This is a genomic window from Pseudomonas sp. Pseusp49 (assembly GCF_059491875.1).
In genome coordinates, this window is the sequence record NZ_CP168514.1 from 4,781,107 (window position 1) to 4,792,991 (window position 11,885).

Annotated in this window: 11 protein-coding genes; 8 read left to right on the forward strand and 3 right to left on the reverse strand. The window is 62.5% G+C overall.

Annotated features, from left to right (window positions below; all coding sequences use genetic code 11):
- Positions 1 to 141 precede the first annotated feature (141 nt).
- From feaR to paaY, 3 genes are all read right to left on the reverse strand, one after another.
- Positions 142 to 1,056, reverse strand: a complete 915-nt coding sequence (gene feaR, locus ACEN83_RS21340; protein ID WP_007972018.1) for a transcriptional regulator FeaR — start codon at positions 1,054 to 1,056, stop codon at positions 142 to 144.
- 101 nt (positions 1,057 to 1,157) lie between these two features.
- Complete coding sequence (paaX, locus tag ACEN83_RS21345; protein ID WP_007972019.1) at positions 1,158 to 2,081, reverse strand: phenylacetic acid degradation operon negative regulatory protein PaaX; 924 nt, start codon at positions 2,079 to 2,081, stop codon at positions 1,158 to 1,160.
- 165 nt (positions 2,082 to 2,246) lie between these two features.
- A complete protein-coding gene (gene paaY, locus ACEN83_RS21350; RefSeq protein ID WP_218485379.1) occupies positions 2,247 to 2,843 on the reverse strand; it encodes a phenylacetic acid degradation protein PaaY in 597 nt (198 codons plus the stop codon).
- A 348-nt stretch (positions 2,844 to 3,191) separates the two neighbouring features.
- On the opposite strand from paaY, the gene paaF reads away from it, so the two are divergent.
- The 8 genes from paaF to paaB all read left to right on the forward strand — a co-directional run bounded on the left by paaF (position 3,192) and on the right by paaB (position 11,879).
- Positions 3,192 to 3,965, forward strand: a complete 774-nt coding sequence (gene paaF, locus ACEN83_RS21355) for a 2,3-dehydroadipyl-CoA hydratase PaaF (RefSeq protein WP_495578341.1) — start codon at positions 3,192 to 3,194, stop codon at positions 3,963 to 3,965.
- Positions 3,966 to 4,005: 40 nt separating this feature from the next.
- Positions 4,006 to 4,797 (forward strand): 2-(1,2-epoxy-1,2-dihydrophenyl)acetyl-CoA isomerase PaaG, encoded by a 792-nt coding sequence (gene paaG, locus ACEN83_RS21360; RefSeq protein WP_258681950.1) that lies wholly within the window; start codon positions 4,006 to 4,008, stop codon positions 4,795 to 4,797.
- 3 nt (positions 4,798 to 4,800) lie between these two features.
- Positions 4,801 to 6,318, forward strand: coding sequence for a 3-hydroxyacyl-CoA dehydrogenase PaaH (gene paaH / locus ACEN83_RS21365; protein ID WP_495578342.1), 1,518 nt, complete (start codon positions 4,801 to 4,803; stop codon positions 6,316 to 6,318).
- The gene (gene paaI, locus ACEN83_RS21370; RefSeq protein ID WP_007972024.1) at positions 6,311 to 6,760 is read left to right on the forward strand and encodes a hydroxyphenylacetyl-CoA thioesterase PaaI; all 450 of its coding nucleotides are present in this window, start codon (positions 6,311 to 6,313) and stop codon (positions 6,758 to 6,760) included. Before paaH ends, paaI begins: the two co-directional genes overlap by 8 nt.
- A complete protein-coding gene (gene pcaF, locus ACEN83_RS21375; RefSeq protein WP_429392348.1) occupies positions 6,753 to 7,964 on the forward strand; it encodes a 3-oxoadipyl-CoA thiolase in 1,212 nt (403 codons plus the stop codon). Before paaI ends, pcaF begins: the two co-directional genes overlap by 8 nt.
- A gap of 99 nt (positions 7,965 to 8,063) precedes the next feature.
- Positions 8,064 to 9,389 (forward strand): phenylacetate--CoA ligase PaaK, encoded by a 1,326-nt coding sequence (gene paaK, locus ACEN83_RS21380; protein WP_495578343.1) that lies wholly within the window; start codon positions 8,064 to 8,066, stop codon positions 9,387 to 9,389.
- Positions 9,390 to 10,406: 1,017 nt separating this feature from the next.
- A complete protein-coding gene (gene paaA / locus ACEN83_RS21385; RefSeq protein WP_495578344.1) occupies positions 10,407 to 11,396 on the forward strand; it encodes a 1,2-phenylacetyl-CoA epoxidase subunit PaaA in 990 nt (329 codons plus the stop codon).
- A gap of 201 nt (positions 11,397 to 11,597) precedes the next feature.
- Positions 11,598 to 11,879: a 1,2-phenylacetyl-CoA epoxidase subunit PaaB gene (gene paaB, locus ACEN83_RS21390; RefSeq protein WP_007943393.1), complete on the forward strand. Its 282-nt coding sequence runs from the start codon at positions 11,598 to 11,600 to the stop codon at positions 11,877 to 11,879.
- The last annotated feature ends 6 nt before the right edge of the window (positions 11,880 to 11,885 follow it).

An 11,885-nucleotide genomic window follows, 5' to 3' on the forward strand; every position in this document is an offset into this window, starting at 1 on the left:
CCGCGAATAGGCTACAAACAAAACCCTGTGGGAGCGGGCTTGCCCGCGATAGCGGTGTGTCAGATAGCATTGATATCGACTGACACTCAGTCTTCGCGGGCAAGCCCACTCCCACATGGGCGATGCATTGCCATTGAGATATCAGGCATACCGCTTGCGATACTCCCCCGGCGCAATGCCGAAGCGCGATTTGAACGCGGTGGAGAAGTAGCTCGAATCGGAAAACCCCCACGAATACCCCAGCACCGACAACTTCTGCTCCTTGCCCGATTGGCGCAGGGATTCGGCGCACAGGTCCAGGCGGCGGTTCTTGATGTAGCGCGCCACCACCAACCCCTTCTTGGCAAACATCCGGTACAGGCCGCGAGTGGACATGCCGACTTCCCGCGCCAGCCATTCCGGGCACAGGTCTTCGGAGCGAATGTTTTCGTCGATACAGGTGAGCGTCTTGCGGAAGATCCGCTCATGGACATCGGTGCAGTCGTCGGCCTGGCTGATCGCCGGGCGCAGCAGGCTGACGATCGCCTCCAGGGTCGCTTCGCTTTCCTGGCGGGTCAGGTGCTGCTGGCGGGTGGCGTCGAGGATCAACCGGTGCGAGAGCATGGCGATGGGCGAGGACGCGGCAATCCGGTGGCCGCACTTGACCGGGTTGAAGCGCAGGGTTTGCTCGACCAGTTGATACGGCAGGATCAGCGACAACTGCCGGGAGTTTTCGCCGTAGGTGAAATCGCTGGGGCGCGAGGCATCGATCAGCGTGATGTCGCCGGGGGACAGCAAGACCTTGTCGTCGCCCTGGGCCATGCCCGCCGTGCCGTCGAGCTGGAACACCGCGAAATACTTGCCGCCCTCGCCCGCCGCGACTTCCTGGGGCGTACGGTACAAACGCGCCTGGCACACGTCGACGAAACTGAGTTTGAGCGCATCGCTCTGGTATTCGCGGATGCGCCCGGCAAATTCGCTGCCCAGGGGTTGTGCGTTGAAGGCGCCACAGATCTGGTTGATCTGATGGATCCACTGGTCGAACCCTTCATGGCGCTGTGCTGTTGTAGAAATCATGTCAGGCCTCACGCAGGCTTATTTTTATTGTCTACGTCATTCCACACGACACCGGATGCTTCGAGTCTCCTGAACCGCACCACTCCCTGAACAGTGACGTGCTACTTCAGTCCGCCAAAACGCCGATAGAAGCTTTCACCGACATCCGGCAACGGGCCGTCTGCCGTTTCCAGTGCAGCGTTCAGCCATTCTTCGGCCTTGGCGTAGATCAAACGGTAAATGTTGCGGCACAACTGGCGGGCGGCGCGGCCTTCCCAGTCGCCGGGCAGCAACTCGTCCGGTAATTGCGGGTCGCGCAGCAGCAGCTTGCGGTACTCGTGAATCAACAGCACCCGCGCCAGGAAGCAGTCGGCCGGTTGCAGGTTTTCCTGCTCGCGCAGGGCTTGCCACAGCGGCCGGAACAACTGGATGAACTCGCTGTAATGCGCGGCCAACTCCTCGATGTTCCAGCTCTCGCGTACCTGCAGGCGCAGGGCCTTGGAGGCCAGTACATCCTGGGCGGTGGTTTCGAAGACGATGGTGTCCTCCTGGGCGCCGAGGTCGAGCAGGGTCGCGTTGACGTCGGAACGGTCGCTGCGCGGACAGGCCAGCACCACCGGCGAAATCGCGCCGAAGCCTTGCCATTCCAGTTCCTCGCGCACCTGTTTGCGTTTGTCCTGGGTCAGTTGCGAAAGCATCACCAGGCACCAGGAACCATCCCAGGCCGGCATCGTGGTGCTGTAGACCCGCTTGAAGGCCTTGTCGAAACGGCGACGGCCGGTGCCGGTCAGGCTGTAGTAACTGCGGCGACCGACTTTCTCGGCGGTCAGCCAGCCTTCCTTGGTCAGGCGAAAAATCGAGGTGCGGATCAGCCGTTCGTTGATGCCGATGGGTTCGAGCAACTGAATCAGGCTGCCCAGCCACACGGTGCCGCCATGGGGTTCGATGGCATCCCCGTACAACGTGATGATCAAGGAACTGGCGCGGATCGGCGTCTGCTCCTGGAAGCGGGTAATCAGGTGGTTCAAGGGAGTCAGGGACGACATGGGCGTTCCGTGCAAAAAAAGAAAAGGAATATACCGAAAGCTAATGGGTTAATCCCGATCCCTTGTGGGAGCGGGCTTGCTCGCGAAGGCGGTATGTCAGTCGATAAATTTGTCGTCTGACACTCCGCTTTCGCGAGCAAGCCCGCTCCCACAGGGGACCTGTGTTCACGAAACACTGCCTTTTGGCCGCAACCCACTGTCGCTGATACGCGGGCGATCCGGTTCCGGTTCGCTCAGCGGCTCGCACACCTGCATCTGCTCGAGGCAACGCTGGGCCAGTTGCTGATACTCCCGGGTGCCGGCCTGTTTCCACGCCACTTCCTGATCGCTGAGGCTGCGCTTGATGCTGGCCGGTGCGCCCATGACCAGCGACTGTTCCGGGCATTCGAAACCGGCCTTGACGAACGCCGCCGCCGACACGAATGAACGCGGACCGATCCGGGCGTTGTCCATCACCACCGCATTCATGCCCACCAGCGCATCGGCGCCGATCCGGCATCCGTGCAGCACCGCGCCGTGGCCGATGTGGCCGTTGCGCTCCACCACTGTGTCGCTGTCGGGGAAACCGTGCATCACGCAGGTGTCCTGCAGGTTGGCGCCCTCCTCCAGCACGATCCGCCCGAAGTCCCCGCGCAGGCTGGCCAGCGGACCGACATAGCAATGCGGGCCGATGATTACATCGCCGATCAATACGGCCGACGGGTGCACATAAGCGCTCGGGTCAACCACCGGAGTCAGGCCATCAAGGCTGTAGCAGGTCATGGCAGGTTCCTTCGCAAAGCGATGCAAATAATGGTCTATTTTGTATCACATCATTTTTACCAGTACAAAGACTAAAAACCGTATCACTTGAAAGGCCCCTTTCCGACGAAAACCAATGCGTCCATAAAAACGCTATAAAACCCAATGAATTCAAGGAAAAACCCGTTACAAGCGCCCTTCTACCAGGAAGACGAACAATCGAAAGCCACACAATTAAGACACATTAAATCTATTTTCGTATTGCATTTGCGTATCACGTTGTAGCTATACTTGGGCAAAACCGGCCCCTGCGGCCGATCCAATAACGAGCCGGCACCACGCCGAGCGTGCACCGCGAGAGCATCCGCCATGCCTCTGACCCTTGCCGTCGAATTGATCGAGCCTGGCGTCCGCCTGATTACCCTGCAGCGCCCGCAAGCCCTGAACGCCTTGACCACTGAATTGCTGGGCGAGCTGGCCGCCGAACTGAACGCCGCACAAGTCGACCCCGACACCCGTGCCGTGGTCCTCACCGGCAGCCGCAAGGCCTTCGCCGCTGGTGCCGACATCAAGGAAATGGCCGAACGCAACCTGGTCGGCATCCTCGACGACCCGCGCCAGGCCTCGTGGCAAACCATCACCCGCTTCAGCAAACCGCTGATCGCCGCGGTCAACGGCTTCGCCCTCGGCGGTGGCTGCGAACTGGCGATGCACGCCGACATCATCATTGCCGGGGAAGACGCGCGCTTCGGCCAGCCGGAAATCAACCTCGGGATCATGCCCGGTGCAGGTGGCACCCAGCGTCTGCTGCGCGCCGTCGGTAAATCCATGGCCATGCAGATGGTCCTCACGGGTGAGCCGATCGACGCCCGCCAGGCCCAGCGCGCCGGCCTGGTCAGCGAAGTGACTCAGCCGGAGTTCACCGTCGATCGCGCCCTGCACATCGCCCGGGGCATTGCCGCCAAGGCGCCACTGGCCGTACGCCTGGCCAAGGAAGCGCTGCTCAAGGCCATGGACACCGACCTGGCCAGCGGCCTGCGCTTCGAGCGCCACGCCTTCACCGTGCTGGCCGGCACCCGCGACCGCGACGAAGGCATTGCGGCCTTCCAGGAAAAACGCGCGCCGACCTTCACCGGCCAGTAATTAAACGAATTCGAACGACTGCCAAGAGAACGCCCAGACCATGAACTTCGAACACATCCTGTTTTCCATCGACGCCGGCGTCGCCCTGCTCAGCCTCAACCGGCCAGACCAGCTCAACAGCTTCAACACCCAGATGCACGGCGAAGTGAAAGAAGCACTCAAGCAAGTGCGGCAGAACCCGGACGTGCGCGTTCTACTGCTGACCGGTGAAGGTCGCGGCTTCTGCGCCGGGCAGGACCTGAGCGACCGCAATGTCGCGCCGGGCAGTGCCGTGCCGGACCTGGGCGAATCCATCGAGAAGTTCTACAACCCGCTGATCCGCCAGTTGCGCGACCTGCCGCTGCCGGTGATCTGCGCGGTCAACGGCGTCGCCGCCGGTGCCGGCGCCAACATTCCGCTGGCCTGCGACCTGGTGCTGGCGGCGCGTTCGGCCAGTTTCATCCAGGCGTTCTGCAAGATCGGCCTGATTCCCGATTCCGGTGGCACCTGGACCTTGCCACGGCTGGTCGGCATGGCCCGAGCCAAAGCCCTGGCCTTGCTTGGCAATCGCCTGAGCGCCGAACAGGCCGAACAATGGGGCCTGATCTACCAGTGTGTGGACGACGCCGCCCTGCGCGACGAAGCGCTGAAACTGGCGCGCCACCTCGCCACTCAGCCCACCTACGGTCTGGCGCTGATCAAACGCAGCCTCAACGCCAGTCTGAGCAACAGCTTCGACGAACAGTTGGAACTGGAGCGCGACCTGCAACGCCTGGCCGGGCGCAGCGAGGACTATCGCGAAGGCGTCGGCGCCTTCATGGAAAAACGCACCCCAAGCTTCAAGGGGCGCTGAGTCATGACCGCATTGAACACCTCTGCACGCATTGCCGTGATCGGCGCCGGGGCCATGGGCGCCGGCATCGCCCAGGTCGCGGCGCAAGCCGGCCATCCGGTGTTGCTGCTGGACAACCGCCCCGGTGCCGCTGCCCAGGCCATCGAAGGCATCGATCGGCAGCTGGGCAAACGAGTCGAAAGCGGCAAGCTGTCCGCCGAGTCACGCAGCGCAACCATTGCCCGCCTGCAAGCGGTGGAAGCTATCGAAGCCCTGGCCGATTGCGAGCTGATCATCGAAGCCATCGTCGAGAACCTCGAGGTCAAGCGTGCACTGTTCCGCCAGCTCGAAGGCATCTGTAGCGAACACTGCATTCTGGCCAGCAACACCTCGTCGCTGTCGATCACCAGCATCGCCGCGCAGCTTGCACATCCGGAGCGCCTGCTCGGCCTGCACTTCTTCAACCCGGCGCCGGTCATGGCACTCGTGGAAATCGTTTCCGGCCTGGCCAGCGATCCCATCCTGGCTGAGTGCCTGTACGACACCGCCAAGGCCTGGGGCAAAAAACCGGTGCACACCCGCTCCACGCCGGGCTTCATCGTCAACCGCGTGGCCCGGCCGTTCTATGCCGAAAGCCTGCGGATGCTGCAGGAAGGCGCGGCCGACTGCCCGACCCTGGATGCGTTGATGCGCGAAGCCGGCGGCTTTGCCATGGGCGCGTTCGAGCTGACCGATTTGATCGGCCACGACGTCAACTACGCCGTGACCTGCTCGGTGTTCGACGCCTATTACCAGGACACGCGTTTCCTGCCGTCGCTGATCCAGAAAGAACTGGTGGACGGCGGACGCCTGGGACGCAAGAGCGGCCAGGGTTTCTACTGCTACGCCCAAGGCGCGGAACGCCCGCAAGCCGCTGAAATCAGCAGCGATGCGAAGGTCGAGGTCTGTGCCGTGGAGGGCAACCTCGGTATTGCTCAAGGTTTGCTCGCACGCTTGCATGAACAAGGCGTCGAGATCGTCCAGCGCGATGGTCTGGGCTTGCTGCGAGTCGGTGATGCCGTGCTGGCCTTGAGCGATGGACGCATGGCCTGTCAGCGGGCTCGCGATGATGGCCTGCGTAACCTGATCCTGCTGGATCTGGCGTTCGATTACGCCAATGCCAAACGCATCGCCATCAGCCATGCGGCAGGCATCGATCCGCAGGCCCTCGAACAAGGCGTGGCCCTGCTGCAACGGGCCGGCCTCAAGGTCAGCCTGCTCAGCGACAGCCCGGCCCTCGCCGTCCTGCGCACCGTGGCGATGCTCGCCAACGAAGCCGCCGATGCCCTGCTGCAGGGCGTGGCGTCGGCCGCCGACATCGATTTGGCGATGCGCGCCGGGGTCAATTATCCGCAAGGGCCGCTGGCCTGGGCCGATGTCATTGGCCTGTCGCACATTCTTCAAACGCTGGAAAACCTGCAAGCCAGTTACGGCGAAGAACGCTACCGGCCGTCGCTGCTGCTGCGCCGTCGCGTCGCCGAAGGGAGAACCTTCCATGACTAACCATGAAGCCATGACCCTGGCCAGTGAATGCGCGCAATCGCTGTTCCAGCGCGACGCCGCCAGCCAGGCCATGGGCATGCGCCTGCTCTCGGCCGGCCCCGGTTGCGCCCGGGTCGGCATGACCGTGCGCGCCGACATGGTCCAGGGCCACGGCACCTGCCACGGCGGCTACCTGTTCGCCCTCGCCGATTCGGCGTTCGCCTTTGCCTGCAACAGCTACAACGAAGCCACCGTGGCCATCGGTTGCAGCATCGACTACATCGCCCCGGCCCGCTTGGGTGACACGCTCAATGCCGACTGCATCGAGCAGAGCCGTTCCGGGCGCACCGGCAACTACGACGTGCGTATCGAAAACCAGCAGGGCCAGTTGATCGCCCTGTTCCATGGCAAATCCTACAAAGTGCGCGGCCCGGTGCTGACGCAGGAGACCCCGAATGAATGACGCCCTGATCATCGACGCCGTCCGCACCCCGATAGGCCGCTACGCCGGGGTCCTGAGCAGCGTGCGCGCCGACGACCTCGGCGCGGTGCCGCTGCGCGAACTGCTGCGCCGCCACCCGCAAGTCGACTGGAGCACCGTCGACGACGTGATCTACGGCTGCGCCAACCAGGCCGGCGAAGACAACCGCAACGTCGCGCGCATGTCGGCCCTGCTGGCCGGATTGCCGGTCAGCGTGCCCGGCACCACCCTCAATCGCCTGTGCGGCTCCGGGCTGGACGCGGTGGGCACGGCTGCCCGGGCGATTCGCAGCGGCGAAACCGGGTTGATGCTGGTTGGCGGTGTTGAGTCGATGTCCCGCGCTCCGCTGGTGATGGGCAAGGCCGAGCAGGCGTTTTCCCGTGCGGCCGAGATCTTCGACACCACCATCGGCTGGCGCTTCGTCAATCCGCTGATGAAAAAGGCCTACGGCATCGACTCCATGCCGGAAACCGCGGAGAACGTCGCCGAACAGTTCAACATCTCCCGGGCCGACCAGGACGCCTTCGCCCTGCGCAGCCAGCAGCGTGCAGCGGCCGCCCAGGCCAACGGGCGCCTGGCGAAAGAAATCGTCGCCGTGGAAATCCCGCAGCGCAAAGGCCCGGCCAAAGTGGTCGAGCACGACGAACATCCACGCGGCGACACCACGCTCGAACAGCTTGCCAAACTCGGCACGCCGTTCCGTGAAGGCGGCAGCATCACCGCCGGCAACGCCTCCGGGGTCAACGACGGCGCCTGCGCGCTGCTGCTGGCCAGCCCGGAAGTCGCCAAGCGCCACGGCCTGACCGCCCGTGGCCGAGTCGTGGCCATGGCCACCGCCGGCGTCGAACCACGAATCATGGGCATCGGCCCGGTGCCGGCCACGCGCAAGGTGCTGGAAGTGGCCAACCTGAGCCTGGCCGACATGGACGTGATCGAGCTCAACGAAGCGTTTGCGGCACAGGGTCTGGCGGTGCTGCGCGAGCTTGGCCTGAGCGACACCGATCCGCGGGTCAACCCCAACGGCGGCGCCATCGCCCTCGGCCACCCGTTGGGCATGAGCGGCGCGCGACTGGTGACCACCGCCCTGCATGAGCTTGAGGAACGTAACGGCCGCTACGCCCTGTGCACCATGTGCATCGGCGTCGGCCAGGGGATCGCGCTGATCATCGAGCGTCTATCCCACTAAAGAATCGCGATTCCCAAGGAGCCGAGAGGTATCCTTGGGGCATGCACTCAAAGCCCTTGTGCAAAAGGGCTGGAACACAAAAACAATTCGAGTGAACACATGAACATGCCAATTGCCCAAGCCGTGCTGAACCCTGTGCTGGACCCGCTGGAAACCGCCAGCATCGACGAGCTGCGCCAACATCAGCTCGAGCGCCTGCGCTGGAGCCTGAACCACGCCTACAACAACGTGCCGCTGTACCGTCAGCGTTTCGATGCGCTGGGCGTGCACCCGGACGACATCAAGTCCCTCGACGACCTGGCGAAATTCCCTTTCACCACCAAATCCGACCTGCGTGACAACTACCCCTACGGCATGTTTGCCGTGCCGATGAACGACATCGTGCGCCTGCACGCGTCCAGCGGCACCACCGGCAAACCGACCGTGGTCGGCTACACCCAGAACGACATCGACACCTGGGCCAACGTGGTGGCCCGCTCGATCCGCGCCGCCGGTGGCCGCCGTGGCGACAAGGTGCACATCTCCTATGGCTACGGCCTGTTTACCGGCGGACTCGGCGCGCACTACGGTGCCGAACGCCTGGGTTGCACGGTGATCCCGATGTCCGGCGGCCAGACCGAAAAACAAGTGCAACTGATCAAGGATTTCCAGCCGGACATCATCATGGTCACGCCGTCGTACATGCTCAACATCGCCGACGAAATCGAGCGCCAGGGCATCGACCCGCACAAACTCGCCCTGCGCCTGGGCATCTTCGGCGCCGAACCCTGGACCGCCGAACTGCGCAGCGCCATCGAGGCGCGCCTGGGCATCACCGCCCTGGACATCTACGGCCTGTCGGAAATCATGGGGCCAGGTGTCGCCATGGAATGCGCCGAAACCAAGGACGGCCCGACCATCTGGGAAGACCACTTCTACCCGGAAATCATCGACCCGGTCACTGGCGAAGTACTGCCGGACGGGCAGATGGGCGAACTGGTGTTCACCTCCCTGAGCAAAGAAGCTTTGCCGATGATCCGCTACCGCACCCGCGACCTGACGCGCCTGCTGCCGGGTACGGCGCGACCGATGCGCCGCATCGACAAGATCACCGGACGCAGCGACGACATGCTGATCATCCGCGGGGTCAACGTGTTTCCGACACAGATCGAGGAACAGGTACTCAAAGTCAAACAACTCGCCGAGTGCTATGAGATCCATCTGTATCGCAATGGCAACCTGGACAGTGTCGATGTGCATGTCGAGTTGAAGGCCGAGCACCAGCACCTGAGCGATGAACAGCAGAAGGCTGTTTGCGGGGAATTGAGCAAACACATCAAGACGTATATCGGGATCAGTTCGCGGGTTGTTTTGCAGCCTTTCCACTCGATCAAGCGATCCGAGGGCAAGGCTTGCCACGTGTTGGATAAACGTCCTAAAGCATGACTGCTGCACCCTTTATGGCCCCGCTTATTGCGGGGCTTTTTTTTGCCGGGGCTTCGCTGACTCTGGAGCCGAGCACAATCCCTGTGGGAGCGAGCTTGCTCGCGAAGGCGGCCTGACTGCCGGCCTGTCTTTTGTTGATTGCGTACATATCCGTTTCTTCGGTAACGGCCTCCTATGGTTCCGCTCTTACAGCGGGTCACTTTGAAAAGCGCAAAGTAACCAAACGCTCTTGCCCCTGACATTCGGTGCCTCGCCGTGGCTCGGCATGCCCTCGCTCCGGTCCTGCTCCGTGGGCCCGCCGCCATCGGCCATCCATGGCCGGGGGCGGCTAACCCGGCATCCATGCCGGGTTGCCCACTGCGCAGAACCTGCGCTCGGCCTCACGAGGGGGCGTACACCGCAAAAGCAAAGCGAGGCGGCCTACCGGCCGGCCTGATTCTGATGCGTGCGTTTTTCCGTGTAGGAGCTGCCGCAGGCTGCGATCTTTTGATTCTGGTTTTTGACAATGTCGGAGAGGCGGAAGATCAAGATCAAAAGATCGCAGCCTGCGGCAGCTCCTACAGGCCGAGCGTTAGCTCGCCTGCAGCTCTTGATCTTGATCCACCCGCCCCCTCGGCAGGCTGAGTGGAGGTGTTCATCCGGGGACTGGCGCACAGCGCCGTTCGACGCAGTCGAACTCATTGCATGTAGGTCGAAGCGAAGCCGACCGGAGGGCAATGCCCCCGGATGAATACCGGAGCGAAGGTACCCCGAGCCTCAGCGAGGGGCCGTACGTTCGGGGCGAGCGTTTTTTTGCTTACTTTTTTTAGGCGCTTGTAAAAAAAGTGAGTCGCCGTAAGGGCGAAACCGCCAGCCGCCGCAACCGAAGAAACGGATATGCACCCCCACCCAAAGCCCCCCAACCCCCAAAGCGATACAAAAAACAAATACGACACGTCATTTTGTGTTTGATATTAAATTCTGTATCGCTTATAAAGTCCACATGCCCCAGAACAGATTCAAGGCGGGAACTCAAAAATGTACGCACAGCTCGTAGAAACAGGCGTAAAGCGCATCAAGGACCTCTCGGAAATGTCCGACCAGGAACGCGCCTTCCAGGAAAAAATCGATTCAGAAATCAAGATCGAAGCCAAGAACTGGATGCCAGATGCCTACCGCCAGACCCTGATCCGGCAGATCTCCCAGCACGCCCACTCCGAAATCGTCGGCATGCTGCCCGAAGGCAACTGGGTCACCCGCGCGCCGTCGCTCAAACGCAAACTGCAACTGATGGCCAAGATCCAGGACGAAGCCGGCCACGGCCTGTACCTGTACAGCGCCATGGAAACCCTCGGCGCCGACCGTGATGAAGAGATCGCCAAACTGCACAGCGGCAAGGCCAAGTACTCGAGCATCTTCAATTACCCGACGCTGAACTGGGCCGACATGGGCGCGGTGGGCTGGCTGGTGGATGGTGCGGCGATCGTCAACCAGGTGGTGCTGCAACGCACCTCCTACGGCCCGTATTCCCGGGCGATGATCCGCATCTGCAAGGAAGAGAGCTTCCACCAGCGCCAGGGCTACGAAATCCTCCTGACCATGATGCGCCACGGTAACCAGGCGCAAAAAGACATGGTCCAGGACGCGATCAACCGCCTGTGGTGGCCGTCGCTGATGATGTTTGGCCCAAGCGACGAACACTCGCCGAACAGCGCCCAGTCCATGGCCTGGAAAATCAAGCGCCAGAGCAACGACGAACTGCGCCAGCGCTTCATCGACCAGACCATCCCGCAGCTGGAGCTGCTGGGCTGCACCTGCCCCGACCCGGACTTGAAGTGGAACGCCGAGCGCGGCCACTACGACTTCGGCCAGATCCAGTGGAACGAATTCTACGAAGTGCTCAAGGGCAACGGCCCGTGCAACCAGGAACGCGTCGCCGCCCGCCGCAAGGCGATCGAAGACGGCGCCTGGGTTCGCGAAGCCGCCGTCGCCCATGCCCGCAAAAAACAAAACAAGAACGCCGCGTAAGTCAAACCGCCCCCCCTGTAGGAGCTGCCGCAGGCTGCGATCTTTTGATCTTGATCTTCAGCGGCTCCAGAGCCGCTAAAAGATCGCAGCCTGCGGCAGCTCCTACAGAAGCCGGTGATTCCATGCAGGAGCTGCCGAAGGCTGCGATCTTTTGATCTTCCGCCCCGCCAGCAAAAACCGAACAGATGTGGAGTAACTGAAATGTCCGAGTGGACCCTCTTCGAAGTCTTCGTGCGCAGCAAGCACGGCCTGAACCACAAGCACGTCGGCAGCGTGCATGCCGCCGACACCACCATGGCCATCGAAAACGCGCGCGAGCTCTACACCCGTCGCAGCGAAGGCGTGAGCCTGTGGGTGGTGCCTTCGGCATTGATCACCGCCTCGTCGCCGGATGAAAAAGACCCGCTGTTCGATCCGTCGGACGACAAGGTCTACCGCCACGCCAGCTTCTACGAGCTGCCGGCCGAAGTCGGGCACATGTGAGGTCGA

What these genes read in the sequence shown, in the direction of transcription:
- paaK (WP_495578343.1), top strand. Translation starts at nt 8,064, where the DNA reads ATGAACATGCCAATTGCCCAAGCCGTGCTGAACCCTGTGCTGGACCCG.
- paaG (WP_258681950.1), top strand. Translation starts at nt 4,006, where the DNA reads ATGAACTTCGAACACATCCTGTTTTCCATCGACGCCGGCGTCGCCCTG.
- paaI (WP_007972024.1), top strand. Translation starts at nt 6,311, where the DNA reads ATGACTAACCATGAAGCCATGACCCTGGCCAGTGAATGCGCGCAATCG.
- paaX (WP_007972019.1), bottom strand. Translation starts at nt 2,081, where the DNA reads ATGTCGTCCCTGACTCCCTTGAACCACCTGATTACCCGCTTCCAGGAG.
- feaR (WP_007972018.1), bottom strand. Translation starts at nt 1,056, where the DNA reads ATGATTTCTACAACAGCACAGCGCCATGAAGGGTTCGACCAGTGGATC.
- paaB (WP_007943393.1), top strand. Translation starts at nt 11,598, where the DNA reads ATGTCCGAGTGGACCCTCTTCGAAGTCTTCGTGCGCAGCAAGCACGGC.
- pcaF (WP_429392348.1), top strand. Translation starts at nt 6,753, where the DNA reads ATGAATGACGCCCTGATCATCGACGCCGTCCGCACCCCGATAGGCCGC.
- paaA (WP_495578344.1), top strand. Translation starts at nt 10,407, where the DNA reads ATGTACGCACAGCTCGTAGAAACAGGCGTAAAGCGCATCAAGGACCTC.
- paaH (WP_495578342.1), top strand. Translation starts at nt 4,801, where the DNA reads ATGACCGCATTGAACACCTCTGCACGCATTGCCGTGATCGGCGCCGGG.
- paaF (WP_495578341.1), top strand. Translation starts at nt 3,192, where the DNA reads ATGCCTCTGACCCTTGCCGTCGAATTGATCGAGCCTGGCGTCCGCCTG.
- paaY (WP_218485379.1), bottom strand. Translation starts at nt 2,843, where the DNA reads ATGACCTGCTACAGCCTTGATGGCCTGACTCCGGTGGTTGACCCGAGC.